This window comes from Candidatus Enterovibrio escicola, assembly GCF_002464935.1.
In the GTDB taxonomy this organism is placed as follows: Bacteria; Pseudomonadota; Gammaproteobacteria; order Enterobacterales; family Vibrionaceae; genus Enterovibrio; species Enterovibrio escicola.
Map to the genome: position 1 here is coordinate 145107 of NZ_NBYY01000009.1, position 25738 is coordinate 170844.

A 25738-nucleotide genomic window follows, 5' to 3' on the forward strand; every position below is an offset into this window, starting at 1 on the left:
CAATCAGATCAAGATTTGGTCATTGAGTTTATTTCTTATACGCAGCTCAGGTTAATCACTTCACCAAAAATAACCTAACCTACAACGGCATGCTTAGAACCATATTAACTGATAATTGCTGGGAACTATTACTCCAACTAATGAAGATCTCTAATTGTCTTTATGATGAATCAGAACAAAAAATGACTTTTGAAGGTATTCACTAAGGTATTCACTATCGGATGCGAACTGGTATTCTATCACGAAATTTACCACGTTCATTTGAAGAGTGGAGAAGTGTATATCGATGCTTTAATTTTTAGTCTAAAAAATGGTTCATGTATACAATAAGCTGTAAGGTGAGGTAGTCTGCTGGGTAACATGGAAGCATTGGTGTCTACCATTACAGATACCCTGCTTTTTAACAGGGCTTTATCACCTTTTAAAAGCAGGCATTTTGTACAAAAAGCTACTTATTGAATACATAAATAAGAAAAATGGTATCCTACCACACACGGATAGTGATGTAGTGAGGATTCACATTTCAGGTTTGAGTGCTATGAAACGCGATTTTTCACTGTACGGGAAGACGTCGCTGAACAGTCCTTGCTTAATATTACTTTGCAATCTTTTCCAATAATCTGCATCGAATAAATTAGGATGAAGTTCATTAAATAATAAGCAGATCTTTGGATTGATCAACAAGAAAGTGCGGAATTCTTCAGGAAATACGTCATTTTCACCCACGCTGTACCAAGGTTCCGCTGCCATCTCGTCTTCTGGGAAGCGAGAAGGTGGGATGTGCCTAAAGTTTATTTCAGTTAGATACGAGATTTCATCATAATCGTAAAATATCACACGATTATGGCGTGAGACACCAAAGTTTTTAAAAAGCATATCACCAGCAAAAATATTTGCGGCTGCAAGCTGTTTTATAGCATCTCCATACTCTTGAATTGCAGTTCTTAGCCCTTTTTCATTAGCTTGATCAAGATAAATATTGAGTGGGATCATGCGTCGTTCCATATAAAGATGGCTGATGTGTATTTCTTTACTGGTCAGCTTTACATTGGACTGTGCAACATCGAGTAATTCTTCAATAAGCTCCTCGCTAAATCGGTGTCGAGGCATAATAAAGTGGCGATAGTCCAAGGTATCCGCCATTCGTCCGACACGATCATGTTCTTTTACTAGTTGATACTTTTCCTTGACGATTGCATGTGTAATGTTTTTCTGAGGGGCGAAACGGTCTTTAATAATCTTGAACACAAAACCGTATGATGGCAGTGTAAAAACAGACATGACCATCCCTTTAATACCTGGGGCGATAACGAACAAGTCATCCGAATTATCGATGTGATAAAGAAACTCACGATATAGCTCTGTTTTTCCGTGTTTTTGACAGCCAATAGAATTGTACAACTGAGCAGGTGTCTTGTGTGGCATTAATTGGCCAAGAAAGTCCACCAAGGCGGCAGGGACGGGAGCGTATACCATAAAGTAAGAGCGCGCAAAGCCGAATATCACACTAATATCATCAGAATCAGAGACACAGGCATCAACAAAAAGTTCTCCTTGTGCATTGATTAGAATTGGCAGTACCAATGGACGTATTTGGTTAACCGTCTCAATTCTACCAATAATATATGCTGCTTTATTACGGTAAAAAGGTTCGCGTATCATGTCGATGATTACGTCATTTATTAGTTGAGAACTAAGTTGATTCTGCAACGCCGCTACAATATGGTGGACATCTCGGGATTTATTTTCCCACTTGATGCTGAATGGTGTGTCGTCTAACAACCTTTCCACAGTATGTATAAGGTTATTATTACTGGAATAACGCTTTAAAAGCGGAGTGAGGTATTTGGGAATGCGACCACCTTGTGAACTATTAACGAATAGCTTATTGCGTTGAATATGGCGATGGTCAAAGATTCGACAGTAAACGGAATTAAAAAAACTCTCGGCAATGTCGTATCGAGGATAATCATCAAGAAGTTGACAATACGCACTTTTCACGCCCATGAAGAAGGAAGGTGTAGCATGCTGTTTATTGAGCATAGTTTTTAATTGCTGAGATACCAAACCAACATGGTGGTCGTAGAAATTAATCCGTTTTTTTAACGCCTGTTGTATGGTTTTCCAAGCCTGTTGTTCGAAGCGTTCTTGTGCGCCAGCAGTGACATCGAGGAAACGACCATACATTGCATCTGAGCCTTGTAATATTGTTGCAGCAACGAGCCTTTCTATTTCCTCATCCAAGCTCCATTCCTTATATACATAATACGTTTTAACCGTACATTCCAATTAACTATGGCATCATTATCCGTTATTACGCAAGCATAAAGAGTAATAAGACTGAACTTCCTTATTACATAAAGGGACTAACTAGATAATTGAAAATTGCGCTGTTTTTGAGAGATAACTTAAATTCTTATTGACCTTGTCACTTCTATTCGGTAAAGGTTGTAAAAAACAGAGCAATGAAGTCTATATAAACATGCTGCAATGAGCCCACCATCATATCTATGATTGCCTGCGTTATTTGCGTCGGTGTGGGCTGATATATACCGAATATTCAAAAAAGCCCGCACAGCAAAATAAGGTGCGGGCTTTTTTATTATTTTATTAGTGAGTTAGGAAGATCAGGACATAGCCGGAGAATCAGGATGCGAGTTTTAAAGTTTGGTGGCACTTCCCTAGCCACTGCGGAAAAGTTTAATCGCGCCGCAGATATTATTACTCATAATATCTGTCATAGTGACGTTTCAGTGGTACTTTCTGCACCTGCAAATATTACCAATGGTTTGGTGTCCGTGATTAAAAACACTATCCTGCATGGTGAAGCTGAGAGTCAGGTTTTTGAGATCAAATCTATTTTTAATAGGTTGTTCGATGGGCTGGGGGAGATGGAAGGGACGTTTGATAAAGCGTTACTTTATCTAGAGTTAGATAAAATACTTAATCAGCTTATGCTGTATATCCAAGGTATTAAGTTGTTCGGACTTTGCCCTAATAATATTTATGCACGTATTATAAGTAAAGGTGAACGCTTGTCTATTATCACCATGTCAGTATTATTGAAAGCACGTGGTTACAGTACCTTCATTATTGATCCTGTACATTACCTGTTGGCGAAGGGCGATTACCTTGAAGCTATGGTGGATATAGAAGTCTCTTCTGTAAATTTCAGACGCGAACCTATTCCTAGAAAACATATTGGATTGATGCCAGGATTTATCGCTGCTAACGAGCAAGGTGAACTGGTAACACTAGGCCGAAACGGATCTGATTATTCTGCGGCAGTACTAGCGGCTTGTGTTCGTGCCGAGTGTTGTGAAATATGGACCGACGTTGATGGAGTATATAGTTGTGATCCAAGGTTAGTACCAGATGCCAACCTATTGAGCTCACTGAGCTACCAAGAAGCAATGGAATTATCCTATTTTGGTGCCAAAGTTCTGCACCCAAAAACTATCCTTCCTATTTCACGTTTCCACATTCCTTGTTTGATCAAAAACACAAACAACCCACAAGGTGCAGGTACTTTAATCAGTAATGACGGTGGTGAAGATAATCTCGCCGTTAAAGGGATCACAACCCTAAATAAGTTGTGTATGGTTAACGTGTCTGGACCAGGTATGAAAGGTATGGTGGGAATGGCATCCCGTGTTTTTAGTGCAATGTCCATTGATGGTATTTCAGTTGTATTAATCACACAGTCATCATCTGAGTACAGCATCAGTTTTTGTATTGAAGCGAACGATAAACAAGTTACTCAAAGTCTACTACAAGACAACTTCGAACTGGAATTAAAAGATGGTCTGTTAGAGCCTGTTGAGTACATTGATGATGTAGCGATAGTGTCCCTAGTGGGGGATGCCATGCGCACAGAGAAAGGCGTTGCTTCTCGGTTTTTTACTTCGCTGGCGGAAGTAAACATCAATATTGTTGCCATTGCGCAAGGTTCCTCAGAGCGTTCTATCTCTGCCGTTATTCCTAATGATAAGGTGTCGGAAGCAGTCAAAGCCTGTCACGAAAACCTCTTCAATAGTAATCACTATCTTGATGCTTTCATTATCGGTGTCGGAGGGGTTGGCAGTGAGTTACTGGAACAAATGAAACGACAACAAGCCAAACTGGCAGATCAAGGCATTGTGATTCGTGTTTGTGGGTTGGCGAATAGTCGAGGTATGTTATTAGACAGCAAAGGCATCGATCTTAATTTCTGGCGCGATGCGTTGGTAAACGCGGATGAACCATTCAGTTTTCCACGCATGATGCGTCTGGTTCAGCAAAATCACATTATCAATCCTATTTTGATTGATTGTACATCAGATCAGGTAATCGCTAATCAATATGTAGACTTCTTATCTTCAGGCTTTCATGTCGTCACCCCGAATAAAAAAGCGAACACTACAAGTATGGAATACTACCAACAACTTCGTAATGCTGCACGAAGAAGACGTCGTAAGTTCATGTATGACACAACGGTCGGTGCTGGCCTTCCGGTTATCGAAAACCTGCAAAATCTAATTGCTGCAGGTGACGAGCTCGTGAAATTCACTGGTATATTATCAGGTTCACTATCTCACATTTTTGGTAAGCTAGACGAAGGAAAAAGTTTTAGTGAAGCCACGATTACTGTACGTGAAAGCGGATTTACTGAACCAGATCCTCGCGATGATCTGTCTGGTATTGATGTAGCTCGTAAACTTTTAATCCTTGCGCGTGAAGCGGGCATGCATCTAGAGCTAGAAGATGTTAAAATTGAACCCGCGTTACCACCAAACTTTGATGTATCAGGAGATGTCGACTCATTTATGAGTAAATTACCAGAAGCTGATGCCTACTTTGAAAAACTGGCTAGAGATGCTCGTAGCGAAGGTAGAGTGTTGCGTTATATTGGTAAAATTGAGCATGGTCTGTGTTCCGTAAACATCCAATCAGTTGATGTGGACGATCCAATGTTCAGGATCAAAGAAGGTGAGAATGCATTAGCTTTCTATAGCCGTTACTATCAACCAATCCCCTTAGTATTGTGTGGCTATGGTGCAGGAACTCAAGTGACAGCAGCGGGTGTATTCGCGGATTTAATGCGTACACTTGGCTGGAAATTAGGAGTGTAAAACATGAGTGTTGTGGTTTATGCACCGACTTCTGTCGGTAATGTCAGTGTGGGTTTTGATGTGTTGGGTGCTGCTGTATCACCTATCGATGGCTTTTTACTCGGTGATCGAGTTAAAATATCAAGTGGCGGTGATATGATGTTTCAGCTAGAATGTTTGGGATATTTCGCTGATAATTTACCTACCAATCCTAAAGAGAATATCGTTTACCAGAGTTACCTTGTATTTTGCCGAGAAATGGAAAAGTGGAATTTACCAGTTCGTAATGTGTTAATGACCCTAGAAAAGAACATCCCGATTGGATCAGGTTTGGGTTCAAGTGCTTGTTCTATCGTTGCTGCACTGGATGCATTAAATCGCTTTCATGACCAAGCATTGAATGACACGACACTGCTCGCGCTCATGGGCGAAATGGAAGCGATGATTTCTGGCTGCTTACATTATGACAACGTCGCACCTTGTTATCTTGGTGGATTGCAATTGATGATTGAGAAAAACGGTATCATCAGCCAGCAAGTCCCATGCTTTGACGAATGGTATTGGGTAATGGCGTACCCAGGTATTGAAGTTCGGACTGCAGAAGCTCGAGTACTCCTTCCCACCCAATATTTTCGGCAGGACGTGGTCGATCACGGCCGATATCTTGCTGGCTTTATCCATGGTTGTTACTCTAATCAACCAAAACTAGCGGCTAGTATGATCAAAGATGTAGTGGCGGAGCCATATCGCGAAAAATTATTACCTGGTTTTATAGAGGCAAGGCGTTATGCCAAAGATGCAGGTGCACTGGCAACAGGGATTTCTGGATCAGGTCCTACACTGTTCAGTATAACAAATGAAAAAGTCGTTGCCGAACTCGTGGCCAAGTTACTGAAAGAGAATTATGTTCAGAATGATGAAGGATTTGTTCACATTTGTCGATTAAATAATAAAGGATCGACAGTTACAGGAAGTGAACTATGAATCTTTACAATATTAAGGCAAATGATGAACAAGTCACGTTTGGACAAGCCGTAAAACAGGGTTTTGGTCGTAATCAGGGGCTATTTTTTCCAAAAAAATTACCGTGTTTTGATGATATTGAAGCTTTGTTAAGTAAAGATTTTGTTTCCAGAAGTAGTGATATTTTATCAGCATTAATCGGAGATGAATTATCAGTAGAAACTGTACAGTCATTGGTTAAAAATGCATTCCAATTTCCCGCCCCCTTGGTACAGGTACAAGATTCCATACATGCATTAGAGCTGTTTCATGGACCGACCTTGTCGTTCAAAGACTTTGGAAGTCGCTTCATGGCACAATCACTGCGCGAACTATCTGAGGGCAGGAAAGTAACAATTCTTACCGCGACGTCGGGAGATACTGGAGCCGCGGTCGCTCATGCATTCTACGACATGGATAGTATCGATGTCGTAATCTTATACCCGAGAGGAAAAATAAGCCTATTACAAGAGAAACTCTTTTGCACTTTAGGGGGAAATATTCATACGGTGGCTGTCAACGGAAACTTTGATGACTGTCAGATGATGGTGAAGCAGGCATTTGCTGATGCGGAGCTTCGTACTTCAATTGGTTTAAATTCAGCGAATTCTATTAACATCAGTCGGTTGATGGCGCAAATATGCTATTATTTCGAAGCTGTATCACAACTTACATCTGAACAGCGTAGAAATTTGGTGATCTCCGTGCCAAGTGGTAATTTTGGTAACTTGACAGCCGGTTTATTAGCAAAGGCGATTGGCCTACCGATAAAACGTTTTATTGCAGCCACCAACGTAAACGACACAGTGCCTCGTTACTTACGAACCGGTGAATGGATGCCGGCGCCAACCATTCATACGCTTTCGAATGCAATGGATGTAAGCCAACCGAACAACTGGCCAAGGATTGAAGAACTTTTCCAACGTAAAGGGTGGGGTCTTAACGAATTAGGTTTTGGTGCTGTTACTGATGAAAAGACGGTAGAAACTTTGAAAGTGATGTTTAATGCTGGTTATCTATGTGAACCTCATGGAGCCGTTGCCTATCGTCTTCTCGAGCAGCAACTAAAGAAAGAGGAGCATGGCTTGTTCTTGTGTACAGCGCATCCTGCTAAATTTAAAGAGTCAGTTGATATCATTTTATCACATGATATTTTATTACCAGCGATGTTAGCAAAACATGAAGTAATGGAATTGTTGTCAGTAGAAAAAGATGCTGAGTTTCCACAAATAAGTGCTTACTTGAGGGATATTGCAAAATAACAGTTTATGATCCAGTACCCAGTGAAAGGATGAAATGCATAAATAAAAAAATGGATAATGGCTGGTTTTTATAACGTTAACCCTTACAGATACTGAATAAAAGTCTGTTGGCGGACATTAAGTTTCTCTTCCAGTCATTAGCCCGTTAAAGGGCGTTCTTGATAAAATCAGGCCTATAACTCACTGATATAAGTCCTTTTTACAGTCTTAACTTATCTACTGGAGAACATGTATACCTAGTCCTAGAACTTTGTTCATCGCTTTCACATTTGCCAGCACTTCACCAATTGGAGCATTGTAATCACGAAGAGTGAGTTTAGGGCTTAGAAACTGTTTATAGCGAAGCAGTGCTATCTCTGCTAATGAGAGTTTGTGATAATCCCTGTCCTTTTTCCACTCTGCCAGTGTGTCCTCTTTTAAAACCTTTACAGCTTCATTTCTAGGATACCCTTACTCCCAGTACCTGCGTTGCTTCGAGGTAAAATACTGGACGTTATTCCTTTGTTTTTAGTACATGGTGACATGCGCTTGTATCATAGACTCCATCAGCACAGACTTGCTGTATCTTGGGTCGTAATGGGTTAAGAAATGTAGGTAAAAGCTCATCTTTACCCATAAAAACTAGGCTAACTTCTACAGTAATAACTTCATGAGTAACCTGAGCTACGCATCAGAAATAAACTAAATATCCAAGTCACGATCTGATCGTTTGAAATAAACTATTAACTGAACAAGTACTTGTGAATGAATAACTTAGACGCTGTTTTCCTCGATGTCGACGACTTTTGCCAAACTTTCCTCCCTGCATGGGAAAACAACTAATTTCTTCCGGTATAAAACAAAGAAATAAGTCTTTTTACCTCTCCGTTAGCGAAGTGATGATGATAGTGATAGCTTTCCATCAATTGGGGTATCGAGACTTCAAAACCTATTACATCCACTTTGTTTGCTGATATCTCACCAACGAATTTCCTGAATTAGTCAGCTACACGAGAATGCTCAAGCTCATGCAAGCTGTTCTGGCTCCTATTTGTTCTGTGTTTTTTGTTATTTGCTCTTACCTCACTCACCGTCAGGCAAAGCCAACAGGGATTTCCTTCGTTGATTCGTCTAAGCTACAGATTTGTCACAACCTACGCATTCTCAGACATCAGGTTTTTAAAGGTACCTCGAAGCGCGGAAAAGGAACGATGGGCTGGTTCTACGGTTTTAAATTACACCTTATTATCAATGATCTCGGTTGGTATTATCTCAGTCGAAGTGACGACGGATAACATGGATGATAAAAAGCCCGTATCAGAAACTTCTGACGAGCTTTGGGATGTTTATACGGAGATAAAGGTTATATCTCTGGTCCATTGGAACAGGAACTTGCAGACAAGAGAGTGACACTGATAATGGTTATAAACAAATATGAAACCCAAAGTGATGAAAATTTGGAACCGCCTGATGCTCCGGAAACAATTTATTATTGAAACCGTTTTTGACCAACCAAAAAACATATCCCAAATCAAGCATTTTCGGCACCGTAGTTGTATCAGCTTCATGGTTAACTTGCTGGTGGGACTCATCGCGTATTCATTTCAACCAAAAAATCCGAGCATCAAGATGACTGGGCTTGATAAGCAAGCGCTTATGCAGATCTAAGATTGAGTAGACACATCAACGTCAAGATGAAGTTTACGCTAGATACGCCTATTTTCCTTACCGAGTTTACGCGTTTTCCATTTACCTTCTCCGTATACCTTTAAGTTTGTGGCATCAATAACGCCGCAGACGATAGCTCCCAGACTCGGCGAACGGTACTTAACTTCTACGGTCTTAGAATGCTTACTAATGCAAGTGTATGTAGAGGATTTCAGCAGGACATTCATCAACGTAAAAACCGAATTAAGAAATCCTTTTAATCCACGAAGGGGAAGCTCAAAAATACCTTTCACCATCACTGCCGTATCAATCTTAATATCCAAAAATATAAACCCACGTCCACGATGACCTGATGCTTTAGAAAAAGCCATGCCTTAATGGCAGAGATGTCTATCTAAAAAGTGACTGAGCCACGGTTTAGTAATGCTTGATTATATTGTTTCCAGTTGCTGATCTTGTACTTGGTCTTTCCCATCATCACCTCCAGCTTAACTCCATGATGATCTAATCGTAGGAATTGCGATTAGTTCAGATATTTTGGGAAACAACGCCCTTTAAAACTCATTCTATATTCTGGTCTATCAAAAATATATCTATGCTCTTCATTAGTTGGAGTAACGACTTTTAGTGATTATCAGTTAACATAATTCTAAGCATGATTTTATAGGTTAGGTTGTTTTTAGTAAAGTGGTCATAATACTTAATCATCTGTTCAAAAATACTCATTAAAGGTCAGCTCACCTTAATAAATTACAAGAAAAAACTTCCCCTAATCAGACATTACCCCCTAGTAAAATTACTATTCACAAGACCTACTTAATAGCTATTCTATATTTAGAATATTCGCAAGTAAAATCGGATATAACAATTCACTGCATAATAGATTGTTAATTTTCAATAGTAATTGAAATCCGAGATATGTAGGATATCTGTAGTTACGCCTACTTTATAAACAATGCAATTCGCAAAAAATCGCTCATGCTTAGCAACAAATTCGGCATTCTGGAAAAAGCGCAGCGCGCCTGCATAGTTTTACAAAACTACAAGGTTACTTTTATTGGTCATGATAATTTGATTCGGTTGCTGTGGATCGACACTTTTGTTGATTTAAACATAGTAGTCGCTATGACCATGCCCGTAAAAGGTATGGCTAGGGAATATAAATTCCCCCACTGCATTTGTGTCTACTGGAAGGACGTAAAAAATGACAGATTCAGTGCTACGCACAGAAGGGCTCTATGTACCAGAAATGGAACATGATACATGTGGTATCGGCTTCATTGCCCACCTAAAAAACAGAAAATCCCATGTAATTATTACTCAAGCACTTGATATGTTGGCACGTATGGAACACCGCGGTGGTCAAGGCTGCGATCCCTGTAGCGGTGATGGCGCTGGTATTCTGTTACAAAAACCCCATGAATTCTTACTAGAAGAAGCTCGAAATATCGGATTCCAACTCCCGCAGTCGAACAAGTACGGTGTAGGTGTGATGCTTTTTCCTAAAGACGAAAACAAACGCGAGCAATGCCGAGAAATCTTTGAGCGGAACACAACGCTCCTAGATCTCGAAGTCATTGGTTACCGAGTATTACCAACCGACAATTCAATGATCGGAGTCGACCCCTTAGGTACGGAACCACAATTTGAGCACGCCTTTATTACATGCAGTAAATACTTTTCACTCGATGAGCTTGAGCGTAAACTATTTGTATTGCGTAACTACACTGTTCGTGTGTGCCTCGAAAGCGTATCAAATATTGGTGATGATTTTTATATCAATTCACTCTCCGCCAAAACAATGGTTTACAAAGGTCAGCTAACAACAAAGCAAGTACCTCAGTACTTCTTAGATCTGCAAAACACATCTATGGTAACGGCACTGGCGCTAGTTCACTCCCGCTTCTCAACTAATACTTTCCCGAAATGGCGTTTAGCGCAACCTTTCCGTTATATTGCACACAACGGCGAAATCAATACGGTTCGTGGAAACCTAAACTGGATGAAAGCACGTGAAGCGTTACTGGAATCACAACTGTTCAATAAGCAAGAATTAAAAATGCTTCTTCCTATTTGTCAAGAAGACGCATCAGATTCCGCTAACTTTGATATGGCATTAGAGCTGCTAGTGCTCGCTGGCCGCAGTCTGCCACACGTTCTCATGATGATGGTTCCCGAGGCATGGGAAGAAAATAGCAACATGGATCCGAAACTCCGTGCGTTTTATCAATACCACGCCAACGTGATGGAACCTTGGGATGGTCCTGCATCACTTTGCTTTACTGACGGTTTAAAAGTAGGAGCAATGCTTGACCGTAACGGTCTACGGCCAAGCCGTTATACCATCACCAAAGATGATTACCTCATAGTAGCATCCGAGTCTGGTGTCGTAGACATTGAACCTGAGAATATTCACTTCCGTGGACGCTTACACCCAGGGCGAATATTTATTGCCGATTTAGAACAAGGACGCATTATCTCTGATAAAGAAGTAAAGGACGAAATTGCTTCCGCTCAACCTTACAAAAAGTGGGTTGAAAAAAACTTGCTCCGACTGGATAAACTGCCAGAAGCTGGTACCAAACATCAACAACCATCTCCTGAACGCCTGCTGCACCGGCAGCAAGCTTTTGGTATGACAACAGAAGAAGTAAACGAAATCTTGGTAACAATGGCAAAAGAGGGTAAAGAACCACTTGGTGCAATGGGGGCTGACTGGCCATTAGCCGTGCTATCTCATCAATCCCAGCATTTGTCTAACTATTTCAAACAACTATTTGCTCAAGTGACCAACCCACCGATCGATCCGATTCGTGAACGCATGGTAATGTCTCTTAAAACATATTTGGGTAGAGATCAAAACCTGCTGATTGAATCGGAAGAACACTGTCGTAAAGTTGAGCTAGAAAGTCCAATTTTAACTAATGCCGAATTAGAAAAACTGCGTGAGATCGATAACGAACACCTACAAGCAAAAACGTTGGATATCGTTTTCGGTGCCAGTGGTAACTTGGGAGAACTTGAACGTGCGTTAAAGCGTATTTGTCAGTATGCTGAAGATGCTGTTATCGACGGTTACTCCATTATCTTGCTGACTGACCGTGCGGTAAACTCAAACCACGCAGCTATCCCTGGCATGCTTGCCGTCAGTGCCGTTCATCACCATCTTATCTGCAAAGGTCTGCGTGCTAAAACAGGAATTGTCATCGAAACTGGTGACGCGCGTGAAACTCATCACTTTTCTACACTCGTTGGTTTCGGTGCGAATGCTATTAACCCTTACCTAGTCTACGAGACTTTAGTCGAACTACAGCGTACAAAAAAACTCGACCCTGAGGTCGATGTGAATACACTGTTCGAGAACTACCGAGCATCTATTAACGCAGGTCTGCTGAAGATCTTCTCGAAAATAGGCATCTCTACCTTCCAATCTTACCACGGCGCACAGATTTTCGAGGCACTTGGCATCAGCAAAGAAGTTGTTCAAAAGTATTTCACTGGTACCGTTTCACGTATTCAAGGACTTAGCATTGACGATATCGCCAGAGAAGTCTTAATCCGTCATCGAATAGGTTACCCAACGCGTGAGATCCCCGTACAAATACTGGATACTGGTGGTGTATACCAATGGAAACAACGTGGTGAAAAGCATTTATTCAATCCAGAAACCATCCATTTACTGCAGAGTTCCACTCGGAATAAAGACTTCACGCAATTTAAAAAATACTGCTACGCTATAGATAAACAAGGCGATAATGCAGTGACACTGCGTAGCCAATTTGATTTCGTGAAATATACTGGAGATAATATTCCTCTGGAAGAGGTTGAACCCATTGAGAGCATTCTGAAACGCTTTGCTACAGGTGCGATGAGCTTTGGATCTATCTCACACGAAGCACACTCTACGTTGGCAGTTGCCATGAATAGGATTGGAGCAAAATCTAACTCCGGTGAAGGTGGTGAAGATCCTAACCGTTTTGAGAAGAAAGAAAATGGCGACTGGGAATGTTCCGCCATCAAACAGGTCGCATCTGGTCGCTTTGGCGTGACATCTTATTATCTGGCTAACGCCTCTGAAATCCAAATAAAAATGGCTCAAGGCGCCAAACCTGGTGAAGGAGGTCAACTACTCGGCCATAAAGTGGATGATTCGATTGCGCACACACGTCACTCCACTCCTGGGGTAAGTCTCATTTCACCGCCACCACACCACGATATTTACTCTATCGAGGATCTGGCTCAGCTGATCTTTGATTTGAAAAATGCCAACCGTAAAGCACGTATCAATGTCAAGTTAGTGTCAGAAACTGGTGTAGGTACTATTGCTTCCGGTGTTGCAAAAGCAAAAGCAGACGTGGTTTTGATTTCGGGTTCCGATGGAGGTACTGGTGCATCACCACTGTCATCAATTAGGCATGCTGGGCTTCCTTGGGAGCTTGGTCTTGCAGAGACACACCAAACACTACTGAAGAACGGACTGCGTAACCGAATTGTCGTTCAATCTGACGGTCAAATGAAAACACCTCGTGACCTTGTAGTGGCAACATTGCTAGGTGCAGAGGAATGGGGAATTGCAACAGCGGCACTGATTGTTGAGGGTTGTATCATGATGCGTAAATGTCACCTCAACACCTGCCCTGTTGGTATTGCAACTCAAGACAAAACTCTGCGCGACCGCTTTAATGGTCGCGTTGAAGACATAGTGACCTTCTTCACCTACATGGCAGAAGGTTTACGTGAAGAAATGGCCAAAATGGGATACCGCACCATCAATGAAATGGTCGGTCAATCCCAACACCTAAAAGTGCGCAGTGATATCGGTCATTGGAAATATAAAAATCTTGACCTCAGTGTCATTCTCCATAAAGAAAAACCACGCAAAGGTGATGGTATGTTCTGCCAACGTAAGCAAGATCACGCACTCGAATCTGTACTAGATCTCAGTCTAATTGCAGCTGCAACCAACGCGTTACACGGAGGACAGAAAGTCGATGCCCAGTTCACTATCGTCAACACCGATCGCAGTGTCGGTGCAATGCTATCGAATGAAATTTCAAAGATCTACAAAGACCGAGGCTTACCTGAACAAATGAACGTGAAGTTCAAAGGCTCAGCAGGCCAAAGCTTTGGCGCCTTTCTAGCGAAAGGCGTCACCTTCGAAGTAGAGGGGGATGCGAATGATTACTGGGGTAAAGGTTTATCCGGTGGAACTTTAATTCTATATCCTGATTCCAAGAGTAACATTATTGCCGAAAAAAACATCGTTGTAGGTAACGTCTGCTTCTATGGTGCAACCTCTGGTGAATCCTTCATTCGTGGTGTAGCAGGGGAGCGTTTCTGTGTACGTAACTCAGGTGCCAAAGTGATTGTGGAAGGTATAGGTGATCACGGTTGTGAATACATGACTGGCGGTTTTGCTATCATTCTCGGTCAAACTGGCCGCAACTTTGCCGCTGGTATGAGTGGTGGCATCGCCTACATTTGGGATGAATTTGGAGATTTTGAAACAAAACTAAATGCTGACCTAGTTGATCTTGATCCCTTGGATACAGAAGACATTAAACTACTTAAAACAATGATCGAAAAACACCAAGCCCTCACAGGCAGTTCAGTGGCTAAAACCTTTATTTCAAACGTTGATGAAAACCTAAAACGTATCATCAAAGTTATACCTCGCGATTACAAAGCCGTCATTGAACAACACAAAATACAAATCGATAATAAAGAAGAAGTGGAGGTTGTCAATGAGTAAACCACCTGGATTTTTAGAATTTAGCCGTGAATTGCCCGCCAATAAATACCCTGATGTTCGTATTCAGGACAACAAAGAGTTTGTCCTAAATGAAAAGTTTGGCAAAAAAATTAACGAACAATCGGCACGCTGTATGGATTGTGGTGTACCATTCTGTCACAATGGTTGCCCTATCGGTAATATCATCCCAGAATTCAATGATGCAGTTTTTAGAGATAGCTGGGAGGAAGCATGGCAAATCTTGAGTTCAACCAACAACTTTCCTGAGTTCACCGGCAGGATATGCCCAGCACCTTGTGAAAGTTCTTGTGTGTTGGGTATTAACCAAGACCCAGTCACCATTTGTAATATAGAAAAAACCATCGTTGAAACCGCCTACCGAGAAGGCTATGCAAAACCAAAAACCCCAAGATTCCGTGCTGGTAAAAAAGTCGCCATCATAGGTTCTGGTCCTGCTGGACTTTCTGCAGCAGAACAGCTGAACAGCGCAGGCCATAGTGTTACTGTGTTTGAGAGAGACGAAAAAATTGGGGGTTTACTACGTTTTGGTATACCCGACTTCAAACTTGGAATGGACATCATAGATCGCAAGATCAACTTGATGGAAAAAGCAGGCATTAAGTTTGAAGTAAATACCCATGTTGGTGTAACTGTCAACGCTCAGCAAATTCGTCAAGACTATGATGTAGTATTGCTGACTGGTGGTTCAACTGTGCCACGAAATTTGCCTATTCCTGGAAGAAATTTAAAAGGTGTTCATTTTGCTATGGAGTTTTTGGGTCAAAATAACCGCAGAGCAAATAACATGGATCTGAAAACAGAGGAACTCCATGCTAAAGATAAACACATTGTAGTTATTGGTGGTGGTGATACAGGCTCTGACTGTGTTGGCACCTCAAACCGTCATGGGGCAAAAAGCATTACTCAAGTTGAAATTATGCCGATTCCACCGGCGAATCGTCCAGCTAACATGCCGTGGCCTCAGTATCCCACGATCATGCGTACATCTACTTCACACGAGGAAGGCTGCAACCGTCATTGGAACATTCTGACCAAAGAGTTTATCGGTGATACAGCGGGTAATATCAAAGCCCTCCGTATTGCCGATGTCGTATGGAAAAATAAGGTGTTAACCAAACACCAAAGCTTCCAAGAGGTAGTGAACTCTGAACGTATCATCTCATGTGATATGGCTCTCCTTGCGATGGGTTTTTTGCATCCTGAGCCACATGGTGTATTGGCACAGCTTGACGTTAAATTGGACAACACTGGAAACGTGGCGACTAAAAACTTCTTGACAGATAAAGAAGGCGTGTTTGCTGCAGGTGATATGCGAACGGGGCAATCTTTGGTTGTATGTTGTATCAATGAAGGACGAGAATGTGCACGGGCCATTGATACCTACCTGATGGGTGATACATATCTTGAGGCTAAAGCTGACTCTTTAATGCTCTCCGCATAATCATAAATCAGTGTTATCCTCCAATTTTATCAGTTCTATAAGCTAGATCAAAATAAATTGGCATAATCCACATGCTGATAAGATAACTCGTCAATGGAACAGCGCTCTTTCCTTCTTATAGACTTCACTTCTGCCCATTTATGTTCTATTGGGTTAAGATCTGGACTGTAAGGAGGAAGCCTATCTAAAGTACAACCACGAACTTCAAGTGTGTCGCTACACTTATGAAAACTCGTATTATCCATAACAATCATAGCTTTCTCTAGAACTTTTGGAAGTAAATCTTATTCGATCTATTCATAAAACACTTCCGTATTGACGCCTCTAATTACTAAGCTAAGCGTTAAAAACGTATGATTGATGATAACGCCAATGGCGTTATCTCTTCCTTTCGAGTGCCCATAATGAACTCCATAGCATGGACTTCCTTTTTCCGAGGAACCCTGTGTTCGAGGCATACTCTTGGCAAACCAACTTTCATATAAATTACCTGAGCTATATAACTTGGCCTTTTTCTTTTCAGAATGTTAACTGAATACAGTTGCCCTAAATGATCTTCAGATCTATATGAAGATGGTTAACCTCAGGTCTGCGTAAACGCTTGCGTATGCAGACCTGAGGTTAAGTTCTCTCGCGATGCTGAAGGGAAATATGAAGGTGAATCCGATATGAATATATCCTGTGCAAACACCTGCTAATTTTGCGGGTTACTAAATCGGTACAACAGTGTCAGAGTTAATGGTAATCGATATAACCTCAGCCAGTAGGATGCCGACCCAACGGAATTGTTTTCCAAACATCTAAACTAATCGTAATTCCTACAATCAGATCATCTTGGAGTTAAACAGAAGGTGATGATGGGAAAGGCCAAGCCCAATATCAGCAACTGGAAATAATATAATCAAGCATTAATAAACCGAAGCTCAGTCACTTTTTGTATATACATAGCTACCATTAAGGCATGGCATTGTCTAAAACATCACGGTTAACGTGGACGGGGTTTATATTTTCGGATACTGAAATTGAAATGCCACTGATGGTGAAAAGTATTTTCAAGCTCCTACTTCGTGGATTAGAAGGCTTTCTCACTTCGGTTTTGACGTTGATGAATGTCCAGCTAAAATTCCCTACATACACTTGCATTAGTCAGTATTCGAAGACCGTAAAAGTTAAGTACCTTTTGCCGAGTTTAGGAGCTATCGCCCACGTCATTGTTGATGCCATAGGCCTAAAAGTATGCGACGAAAGTGAATGTAAAAACGCGTAAACACGGTAAGGATAATTGGCGTATTTGGCGCAAACTTCATCTTGCCGTTGATGTGTCTACTCATGCGGTTATTGCTGCAGCAGTTAGCCTAGTTTCTGTGAGTGACAAAGGAGGTTTACTTACATTGCTTAACCCATTACGACGAAAGATACAGCAAGTCAATGCTGATGAATCCTATGACACAAGAGCTTGTCACAACGTACTGAAAAGTAACGCCCGACCTAAAGGTCTAAGACGGGACAAGTAAGTCTCAAGAATAAAACCCTTTCATAACCCTTAATTCATATCCCTATTTTTCATAGGGAAGCGATATATACAGGGCGGTGTTTTGTTTCAGTTTCTATACCTGTTCCGGTAGTTAATGTATTGAACTCGTGCTTCACGGCGCTAAACGCCACAACATGTTGCACAATATTCCTCAATTTCGTAAACAGATACCACTCATTATAAACTTTTAGTTTTTTCTATACTTCATTTGCCTCTGTTCTTCACTTTTTTCTAACGAAAAGGCAATGCAATGTCTACAAATTCTTTCATCACACACCGATAAACGTCGCGTTTAAACAACACCACCTGCCTGATTGGGTACCAATAACTCACCCAACGCCAACTGTCGAATTCAGGTGTATCTCCTCGCTCCATATTCACTTTTGAGTCGTCACATTCGAGTTTCAGTAAAAACCACTTTTGTTTTTGTCCTATACACACTGGTTTTGAATCCCAACGAATAAAACGTTTAGGCAACTTATAACGTAGCCAATGTCGACTTGTTGCCAAAACAAGTACGTCATTATTAGACAATCCAACTTCTTCGTACAACTCTCTAAACATAGCTTGTTCCGAGGTTTCTCCTTCATCTATGCCACCTTGAGGAAATTGCCAAGAGTTTTGTCCAAATCGACGAGCCCAAAGCACCTGACCGTGGTTATTACAAATGACAATCCCAACATTAGAACGATAGCCATCGCGATCTATCACTAAACAACCCCAAATATAATTTATATTTAACTATGATTTTTTCATACTATATCCACAATGGTAAACAAACATTACATATGAAGCGCATCTTTTTGGTATCCTCCTAATCTTTTAGAGAAAATAAAATAGCTTTCCTGAAGTTATACTAGTCCAGTGCGACAATGCCCACATTTATTCACGCTTTCTGTGGATAGATTTGTGAAGAAAAACCTTTAAGCCTTCATTGCACAGAGATATTGAATATCTCATCAAGATAACTTAAAGTACGAGTTAAAAAATAACATTATATTTAACAATAAGATGAATTGATAAAATCAGAAAGTTAATCCACCAATTATACCATACTTAGACACAGGATCTTAGATCGGTCAAAGATCCAGCAAAGTGGGAGTTACCCCTTAAATAACCTGAGATCTGCATAAGCGCTTGTTTATCAAGTCGCGTCGTTTTAATGCTTGGTTTCTTTGGTTGTAATGAAGACACGATCAGCCCAACCAGCAAGTTGCCCATAAAACTAATACAACTACAGTGCCGAGAATGCTCGATTTGCGAGATGTTTTTTAGTTGGTCAAGAACGGTTTCAATAATAAATCATTTCCGGAGTATCAGGCGGTTTCAAAGTTTAATTACTTTTGGTTTCATATTCTCTTTCATACCCATTATCAGTGTCACTCCCTTGTCTAAAAGTTCCCTCTCAAATGAAGCAGAGATATAACCTTTATTTCCCTATAAACACCCCAAAAACTTGTCAACCGTTTCTAATACAGGCTTTCTATCATCCACGTTAGCCGTCATCACGTTGACTGAGATAATGCCACCTTGATCATGGATCATAAGGTATAATTTGAAGCTGTAAAACCACCCCATCGTTCCTTTTTCTCGCTTTGCTATACCTTTAAAAATCTGATGTCTAAGAATGTGGAGGTTACGACAAACCTGTAGCTTGGACGAATCAACGAAGGCAATTCTTGACGGTGAGTGAGGTAGCAGTAAACAAAGTCGATGTAACGGGGTTTTAAGTTTTGATACCCCGATTGATGAAAAACTATCACTATCGTCATTACTTGGCTAACTTAAGAGGTAAAAAAGCTTGTTTCTTTGTTTGACACCGGAAGAAATTAGGTGTTTTTTCCATGCAGGGAGGAAAGTCTAGCAGAAGTCGTCGACATCGACGAAAACAGCGTCTAAGTTATTCATGCCTAAGTCCTTAGGCAGTTAATAGTTTTTTTTAAACAATCAGATCACGATTTGGGCATTTACTTCATTTCTGATGCGCAGCTCAGGTTAAATAATGAGAAAATTCTCGCCTAAAACCTATAATTCACCTAAAATCAAGTTCCAATAATACCGTATAAACACATAGGACCATAAGTCCGATGTTCTTCCACCATCCGAGATGGAATAACTCCTCCTACACATATAACGCCAATGACCTATGGAAGATCATTAGTTTTCTTTAACCTAGACGGTTAACGTTCTCACAAACCTAGATTGAAAGGAAATAGCCATGATCTCACCCCCTACCTCTGAAGCCGAATTACTTAATCGCGCCTATAGCATTGCTGGTTTTACGTTAAATGAACTTGCCACACAAAACAACTTAATTTGCCCGCAGGATCTTTGCAGGGAAAAAGGCTGGGTTGGTATGTTATTAGAAAGATGCCTCGGCGCAATAGCAGGTAACAAACCAGAACAAGACTTTCAGAATATTGGTATTGAATTGAAATCCATCCCCATCAGTTATATGGGAAAACCGTTGGAAACCACATTTGTCTGTATTGCCCCTTTTATTAAGGTACAGGGACTCACTTGGGAGAACAGCCATATACGCAATAAATTATCTAAAGTACTGTGGATTCCCGTCGAAGGAGAACGGGAAATACCTATCAGGGATAGACATGTCGGAACACCATTAATATGGCAACCTTCCGCTGAAGAAGAAGCCCAACTTAAGGTTGATTGGGAAGAGTTAATGGAATTTATCGTCTTGGGGAAAGTACATAAGATCAATGCACGACACGGTGAATACTTACAATTAAGACCTAAAGCAGCAAATAGCAAAGAGCTAACTATAGCTTACGGTGACAGAGGTCAGCCAATAAAAACCCTGCCAAGGGCATTCTACTTACGTACACAATTCACGGCTAGAATTCTCTCCCATTACTTTACGTTACCAGAAAATAAATAGATTAAAAGAACCTGCATTTTCAAGTTGTTTTATTATAATCTTTGCCATCAATAGGTGTTGTTTATTAAATCCACCTCAGATCTGCATAAGCGCTTACTTATCAAACCTAATCATCTTGATGCTCAACTTCTTTGGTTGAAATTAATACGCGATGTGCCCCGTCAGCAAGTTGCCTATAAAGCTGATACAACTACAGTGCCGAGAATGCTCGCTTTAGGATATGTTTTTTAGTTGGTCAAAAACGGTTTCGATAATAAATCGTTTCCGGAGCATCAGGCGGTTCCAAAGTTTCATCACTTTGGGTTTCATATTCTTTTTCACACCCGTTATTAGTGTTACTCCCTCGTTTGCAAGTTCCCGCTCCAATGGAGCAGAGATATAACCTTTATCTCCGTATAAATACCCCCAAAGTGCGTCAACCATTTCCGATATAGACTTTCTGTTATCCACGTTAGTCGTCAGTCACTTTGACTGAGATAATTCCACCTTGATCATGGATAATAAGGTATAAGCTGAAGCTGTAAAATCACACCATCGTTCCTTTTCTTCGCTTCGCGGTACCTTTATCTGAGAATGTGTAGGTTGTGACAAACCTGTAGCTTGGATGAATCAACAAAAGCAATCCCTAAGGGTGAGTAGGGCAAGAGTAAAGCGGAACCAGAACAGCTTGCATGAGCTTGAGCATTCTCGTGTAGCTGACTAATTCAGGAAATTCGTTGGTGAGATATCAGCAAACAAAGTGGATGTAATAAGTTTTAAAGTCTAGATATCCAGATTGATGGAAAGTTATCACTTCGCTAACTGAGAGGCGAAAAGGCTTGTTTCTTTGTTTGACACCGGAAGAAATTAGCTGCTTTTCCCATGCAGGGAGGAAAGTCTGGCAGAAATCGACGAAAACAGCGTCTAAGTTATTCAGGCCAAAGTCCTTATGCAGGAAATGGTTTTTTTAAACGATCAGATCGCGACTTAGGCATTTACTTCATTTCTGATGCTCAGCTCAGGCTAATTATGAAAAGTAAGTTTAGGGCTGAGAAACTGTTTATAGCGAAACATTACTATCATTGCTAATGAACGTTTGTGATAACCCATGTCCTTTTCCACTTCACCAGTTTGTCCTCTTTTAAAGCCCTTATAACTTCATTCCTAGGATCTCCTTCCTCCTAGGACCCTGCGTTGCTTCGAGGTAGAATACTGGGCGTTATTTCTTTGTTCTTCAGTACATGGTGAAATACTCTTGTGTCATAGGCTTCATCAGCACTGACTTCCTGTACCTTTCGTCTTAATGGGTTAAGAAATATAGGTAAAACCTCATTATCACCCACAGGAATTAGGCTAACTGCTGCAGCAATAACCGCATGAGTAGACACATCACGGTAATATGAAGTTTGCGCCAAATACGCCAATTATCCTTACCGTGTTTACGCGTTTTCCATTCACTTTCGTCGTATACTTTTAGGCCTATGCATCAATAATGACGTGGGCGATAGCTCCTAGACTCGGCAAATGCTACTTAACTTTTACGGTCTTCTAATACTGACTAATACAAGTGTATGTAGGGAATTTTAGCTGGACATTCATCAACGCAAAAACTGAATTGAGAAAGCCTTCTAATCCAAGAAGTGGGAGTATTAAAAAATACCTTTTACCATCAGTGTCGTTTCAATTGAATTATCCAAAAATATAAACCAACGGCTACGATAATCGTGCTGTTTTAGACAATGCCATGCCTTAATAGCAGTGACGTCTATCCAACAAGTCACTGAACCAGAGTTGATTAATACTTGATTATATTGTTTCCAGTTGCTAATTTTGTGCTTGGCCTTTCCCATCATAACCTTCCTCTTAACTCCAAGATGATCTGATCATAGGAATTGCAATTAGTTCAGATATTTGGAAAACAACACCTATATATGACTCCCTTGAAAGAACTCTCGCCGAAAAAAGGGTTACTATCATCACAAATACAAGGAAGAACAGGAAACCAAAGCTGATGAAGATTTGGGATCGTCTTCTGTTTAGAAAACGATTTATCATCGAGACAGTCTTTAATCAACTAAAAAATATATCCCAAATAGATCATTTTCGGTACCGAAGTGGAGTGAGCTTTATGGTTAACCTTAATTACTGGACTCATTTCTTATACGTTATAACCAAAAAAACCTAGCCTTGAAATTACTCGGTTTGAAAAACCCACGCTTATACAGATCTGGATTAATTAAAAATTATGGCATCAAAATAGATACCTGATGTCACCGCGGTGATAATTGATTTACTTATGCCATATAAAAAGCATGTCCATACGATTACGACAGATAATGGGCACGAGTTAGCTCATCACGAAAAGATGGCAAAAGCTTTGGATATTGAGATTGACTTTACCCACCCTTCATCATCCATAGAAATGAGGGACAAATAAAACACTAATGGGATTTTAAGACACTACGTAATGAAGCGCTAGATTCCAAACAATTTTCACGACATATACTATCATCGCCTTGCATCAGCATAGGCTTTAGAAACCCACTCCAACGCTACGAACGGGCTATAAAGTACGATGGGATGCCAAGTGAAAGTAGAAAGTACAATTTAACAGTTATAGATGGCATGACATTTCAGACGAGAAGACCGAGTTTGTTCAGTTCGCAATTAACATTAACACTGTCGTCGGAACCTAGCACAAATCTTTTTTCTTATCTTAGTGGATAAAGCCAATAAACTCTGCTACATCAAAAAAATACCCAATAAGCAGGCAGGTACAGAGATCGTTAGTCATGAAGAGGTTGCTGAAATCAATGATACTGATTTCTATTTTGCCAGATCGTATCGGTCAAGTGATCGTGGATTGAATGAACATTACAATGGTCTGATAAGGTACTTTTATCCAAGAGAACTGGTTTTAACGAGATCAATAATGAGAGAATGGTCAAAATAGAATACCCGTATATTTCAGATGACAGATGGCGAAGGAAAAGACTTAAGAATGGTTACAGATGAATAGCTTACCTTCTCTCAATCAAGGGTCAATCATAGCCGTAATAAACGTTTTACTATAGGTAGTTCCCGTTATTTTTAGAAAAATTGCATAGCAATTTGATTAAAATCATCGCATTCCAAACTGGAATTTAGATGTAACCGACTGCCGTCAGTTTCTTTATTGTTTGGTTTCATGTTTGGTTTCATGTTTGAAATCTACAGGAAATAATTTGTCGTAAGCAACGTTATAGAAGTAGGCATAAAACAAATAGAACACCACTAGCACGATATCCATCAAGAATGCTTGCCAATATTTAATGTTCAACCACCATGCCATTACTGGGATAGTTATCCATAAAAGTCCTAATTCAAATAATATAGCATGTAATATCCGATGTTTTTGTTGTTTATTTGTGGTACCCACCCACTTCAGCATGACCTTATCGAACCAAATATTATAAATATAGTTCCAACCTGTTGTCATCAGTGAAAACGCTATACCAAGTACACCTATATGAGAAACATCAAAACCACATAGGCATATGATCCCAAGGATCAAGATCAATCCAATTATTTCGAATGCTACAGCACTTTTAATACGATCTACGGTGGTTTTCATCATTATTTCTCCAGTTGATAGCGTATCTATATCCACAATTGAAGACTGAAAAGGTTATGTCCTATTTATAAATAGGATAGGTAAATAGAACATCAGTATGATGTGTTCATTATTTAATCACTGAGGAAAGTCCTGTCAGTAATACTCGTTCTAAAGATGCAGTGCTTTGATTTCAGCAGAACGTTTATTTTAGTCGACTCTATTTTCCACATATTTAAGGCCAGATGCTTCAAACTAGCCAAGATTGCTGCAGTATTTTCGTGATAAGTCTGGTATCAACGCTATTGAGCTAATGTAATAAGCCTGAACTTTGTATAAGAAATAAACTAAATGTACAAGTAGCGATCTGATCGCTTGACTTAAATCATCAGTCTGAAAAGGACTTTATCATGAATAATTCAGACGCTATTTTTACCGATATCAACGATTTTATTAGGTTTTACTTCCTCCTTGGGGGAAACAGCGGATTGCAAGTTTCAAAGCAATGAATAAACCTTTTTACCTTCCAATCAGTGAAGTCATAACGATTATTGTATCTTTTCGTCAATCTATCTTTCCTGATTTTAAAACGGACTACACTCACTTTATCTGCCATCATATAATAGTAAAATCCCATGATGTGGTAAACTCTACGCGGATGCTTACGTTAATGAAAAGTGCTCTGGTTCCCCTTTTTTCTTATCTGACTCACCGACAGGCAAAACCTACGGGCAACACGTTCGTTGATTCTGCCAAGCTACAGATCTATCACAATTTAAGTATTCCACGGCATTGCAGGTTTGGCTAAACAAGGTTTGGGAACGATAGGATGGTTTTATAGCTTTAAACTTCACCTTATCATCAATTACTAAATTGGTATTTTTTCGGTAAAGGTAACAACAACCAATATTAATGACAGAAAACCCATGCCAGATATGGCCGATAATTTCTGGAGATCAATCTATGTGGAAACAAAGAAATAGACCAAGCAACTTGAATATGCTCGATTTTAAAAGTCATTAGTGCATCCAATTTTAGGCGAATTTACATAGAAATAATCAACCTCAGATCTACATAAATTGGCAGAGCTGAAGTCTAGTAAGAAGGAAAGAGCGCTGTTCCATTGACGAGATGTTTTATCAGCATGTGAATTATACCAATTTATTTTGATCTAGCTATAGCATCCAAGAGGAATCTCGGATACCAGCATTGTTCATAGCAAGTTAAATAATTTGCTCTGTTTTCCGCCTGATAAGCCATGTGTGTATATCCAAGCTAGAAGCATCGGCTACATGCCTAGCAACGATAACGGTGGTATCTATCACCGCCGATACCCTGTTTTTTAACCGTTTTTGTGTGCTGGCAAAACGATATTTAACATCATAGATAACTATAATGATCACCATGCAAAGGTAGATATATGACACGCAGGAAAACCCATTAAATAGATGATTAGTTTATAAACTAGAATCGATGTTCGTTTCCGATTATTATGTCTATAATAACAGACTAAAGTTCT

General features: G+C 40.3%; 18 protein-coding genes and 6 pseudogenes. 13 read left to right on the forward strand and 11 right to left on the reverse strand.

Going from position 1 to position 25738, the window contains the following annotated elements; translation table 11 throughout:
* Positions 1-89: 89 nt before the first annotated feature.
* Positions 90-296, forward strand: a pseudogene (locus BTN49_RS17090) (transposase); the annotation flags it as partial.
* 220 nt (positions 297-516) lie between these two features.
* On the opposite strand, the gene aceK reads toward BTN49_RS17090, so the two are convergent.
* On the reverse strand, positions 517-2244 hold the full coding sequence (gene aceK, locus BTN49_RS02340) for a bifunctional isocitrate dehydrogenase kinase/phosphatase (protein ID WP_097355852.1): 1728 nt from the start codon (positions 2242-2244) through the stop codon (positions 517-519).
* A gap of 407 nt (positions 2245-2651) precedes the next feature.
* Here aceK and thrA point away from each other — a divergent pair, with 407 nt between their 5' ends.
* From thrA to thrC, 3 genes are read left to right on the forward strand one after another with little or no spacing between them, the layout of a single operon-like run.
* Entirely contained in the window at positions 2652-5111 is a 2460-nt protein-coding gene (gene thrA, locus BTN49_RS02345; protein ID WP_097355853.1) for a bifunctional aspartate kinase/homoserine dehydrogenase I, read from the forward strand.
* A 3-nt stretch (positions 5112-5114) separates the two neighbouring features.
* Positions 5115-6074, forward strand: coding sequence for a homoserine kinase (gene thrB / locus BTN49_RS02350; protein WP_097355854.1), 960 nt, complete (start codon positions 5115-5117; stop codon positions 6072-6074).
* Positions 6071-7354, forward strand: a complete 1284-nt coding sequence (thrC, locus tag BTN49_RS02355; RefSeq protein ID WP_097355855.1) for a threonine synthase — start codon at positions 6071-6073, stop codon at positions 7352-7354. The genes thrB and thrC overlap by 4 nt, the downstream gene beginning before the upstream one ends.
* Positions 7355-7570: 216 nt before the next feature.
* Here thrC and BTN49_RS17095 read toward each other — a convergent pair.
* A pseudogene (locus tag BTN49_RS17095) lies at positions 7571-8009 on the reverse strand (transposase); the annotation flags it as partial.
* A gap of 89 nt (positions 8010-8098) precedes the next feature.
* On the opposite strand from BTN49_RS17095, the pseudogene BTN49_RS02360 reads away from it, so the two are divergent.
* Positions 8099-9001, forward strand: a pseudogene (locus BTN49_RS02360) (IS982 family transposase).
* Positions 9002-9042: 41 nt separating this feature from the next.
* Here the strand turns inward: BTN49_RS02360 and BTN49_RS02365 are convergent.
* Positions 9043-9476: pseudogene (locus BTN49_RS02365) on the reverse strand (transposase); the annotation flags it as partial.
* Between the two features lie 729 nt (positions 9477-10205).
* On the opposite strand from BTN49_RS02365, the gene gltB reads away from it, so the two are divergent.
* On the forward strand, positions 10206-14753 hold the full coding sequence (gltB, locus tag BTN49_RS02370) for a glutamate synthase large subunit (RefSeq protein ID WP_097355857.1): 4548 nt from the start codon (positions 10206-10208) through the stop codon (positions 14751-14753).
* The gene (locus BTN49_RS02375) at positions 14746-16215 is read left to right on the forward strand and encodes a glutamate synthase subunit beta (RefSeq protein WP_097355858.1); all 1470 of its coding nucleotides are present in this window, start codon (positions 14746-14748) and stop codon (positions 16213-16215) included. The genes gltB and BTN49_RS02375 overlap by 8 nt, the downstream gene beginning before the upstream one ends.
* 47 nt (positions 16216-16262) lie before the next feature.
* Here the strand turns inward: BTN49_RS02375 and BTN49_RS20050 are convergent, their stop codons facing one another.
* Complete coding sequence (locus BTN49_RS20050) at positions 16263-16469, reverse strand: transposase (protein WP_223823991.1); 207 nt, start codon at positions 16467-16469, stop codon at positions 16263-16265.
* 713 nt (positions 16470-17182) lie between these two features.
* Here BTN49_RS20050 and BTN49_RS20055 point away from each other — a divergent pair.
* Positions 17183-17482, forward strand: coding sequence for a transposase (locus tag BTN49_RS20055; protein ID WP_158523571.1), 300 nt, complete (start codon positions 17183-17185; stop codon positions 17480-17482).
* Positions 17463-17729, forward strand: coding sequence for a transposase (locus tag BTN49_RS20060; RefSeq protein ID WP_394336622.1), 267 nt, complete (start codon positions 17463-17465; stop codon positions 17727-17729). The genes BTN49_RS20055 and BTN49_RS20060 overlap by 20 nt, the downstream gene beginning before the upstream one ends.
* A 251-nt stretch (positions 17730-17980) precedes the next feature.
* Here BTN49_RS20060 and rppH read toward each other — a convergent pair whose 3' ends face one another.
* Complete coding sequence (rppH, locus tag BTN49_RS02395; RefSeq protein WP_097355860.1) at positions 17981-18460, reverse strand: RNA pyrophosphohydrolase; 480 nt, start codon at positions 18458-18460, stop codon at positions 17981-17983.
* Between the two features lie 411 nt (positions 18461-18871).
* Positions 18872-19657, reverse strand: a pseudogene (locus tag BTN49_RS21730) (IS982 family transposase); the annotation flags it as partial.
* A 310-nt stretch (positions 19658-19967) separates the two neighbouring features.
* Between BTN49_RS21730 and mutH the strand changes: the two are divergent.
* Positions 19968-20648, forward strand: coding sequence for a DNA mismatch repair endonuclease MutH (gene mutH, locus BTN49_RS02410; protein WP_097355862.1), 681 nt, complete (start codon positions 19968-19970; stop codon positions 20646-20648).
* Positions 20649-20741: 93 nt separating this feature from the next.
* On the opposite strand, the pseudogene BTN49_RS21735 reads toward mutH, so the two are convergent.
* From BTN49_RS21735 to BTN49_RS02425, 3 genes and pseudogenes are all read right to left on the reverse strand, one after another.
* Positions 20742-21564 (reverse strand): annotated as a pseudogene (locus tag BTN49_RS21735) (IS982 family transposase).
* Between the two features lie 244 nt (positions 21565-21808).
* Entirely contained in the window at positions 21809-22042 is a 234-nt protein-coding gene (locus tag BTN49_RS02420; RefSeq protein WP_097355863.1) for a hypothetical protein, read from the reverse strand.
* A gap of 234 nt (positions 22043-22276) precedes the next feature.
* Positions 22277-22480 (reverse strand): transposase, encoded by a 204-nt coding sequence (locus tag BTN49_RS02425; protein WP_146679031.1) that lies wholly within the window; start codon positions 22478-22480, stop codon positions 22277-22279.
* Positions 22481-22602: 122 nt separating this feature from the next.
* On the opposite strand from BTN49_RS02425, the gene BTN49_RS02430 reads away from it, so the two are divergent.
* Positions 22603-22812, forward strand: coding sequence for a transposase (locus BTN49_RS02430; protein ID WP_241896436.1), 210 nt, complete (start codon positions 22603-22605; stop codon positions 22810-22812).
* A gap of 987 nt (positions 22813-23799) precedes the next feature.
* Here the strand turns inward: BTN49_RS02430 and BTN49_RS02435 are convergent.
* On the reverse strand, positions 23800-24240 hold the full coding sequence (locus BTN49_RS02435; protein WP_097356053.1) for a PACE efflux transporter: 441 nt from the start codon (positions 24238-24240) through the stop codon (positions 23800-23802).
* A gap of 484 nt (positions 24241-24724) precedes the next feature.
* On the opposite strand from BTN49_RS02435, the gene BTN49_RS12670 reads away from it, so the two are divergent.
* Entirely contained in the window at positions 24725-25027 is a 303-nt protein-coding gene (locus tag BTN49_RS12670) for a hypothetical protein (RefSeq protein WP_146679033.1), read from the forward strand.
* A gap of 7 nt (positions 25028-25034) precedes the next feature.
* The gene (locus tag BTN49_RS20070; protein WP_394336628.1) at positions 25035-25091 is read left to right on the forward strand and encodes a hypothetical protein; all 57 of its coding nucleotides are present in this window, start codon (positions 25035-25037) and stop codon (positions 25089-25091) included.
* A 351-nt stretch (positions 25092-25442) separates the two neighbouring features.
* Here BTN49_RS20070 and BTN49_RS12675 read toward each other — a convergent pair whose 3' ends face one another.
* Positions 25443-25646, reverse strand: coding sequence for a hypothetical protein (locus tag BTN49_RS12675; protein ID WP_146679035.1), 204 nt, complete (start codon positions 25644-25646; stop codon positions 25443-25445).
* Positions 25647-25738 lie beyond the last annotated feature (92 nt).

Bases quoted from the DNA above. Each gene is read 5' to 3' on its own strand.
- thrA (WP_097355853.1), top strand. From the start codon at position 2,652: ATGCGAGTTTTAAAGTTTGGTGGCACTTCCCTAGCCACTGCGGAAAAG.
- thrB (WP_097355854.1), top strand. From the start codon at position 5,115: ATGAGTGTTGTGGTTTATGCACCGACTTCTGTCGGTAATGTCAGTGTG.
- thrC (WP_097355855.1), top strand. From the start codon at position 6,071: ATGAATCTTTACAATATTAAGGCAAATGATGAACAAGTCACGTTTGGA.
- gltB (WP_097355857.1), top strand. From the start codon at position 10,206: ATGACAGATTCAGTGCTACGCACAGAAGGGCTCTATGTACCAGAAATG.
- BTN49_RS02375 (WP_097355858.1), top strand. From the start codon at position 14,746: ATGAGTAAACCACCTGGATTTTTAGAATTTAGCCGTGAATTGCCCGCC.
- BTN49_RS20050 (WP_223823991.1), bottom strand. From the start codon at position 16,469: ATGATTGTTATGGATAATACGAGTTTTCATAAGTGTAGCGACACACTT.
- mutH (WP_097355862.1), top strand. From the start codon at position 19,968: ATGATCTCACCCCCTACCTCTGAAGCCGAATTACTTAATCGCGCCTAT.
- BTN49_RS02425 (WP_146679031.1), bottom strand. From the start codon at position 22,480: ATGATGGGAAAGGCCAAGCACAAAATTAGCAACTGGAAACAATATAAT.
- BTN49_RS02435 (WP_097356053.1), bottom strand. From the start codon at position 24,240: ATGAAAACCACCGTAGATCGTATTAAAAGTGCTGTAGCATTCGAAATA.
- BTN49_RS12670 (WP_146679033.1), top strand. From the start codon at position 24,725: ATGAATAAACCTTTTTACCTTCCAATCAGTGAAGTCATAACGATTATT.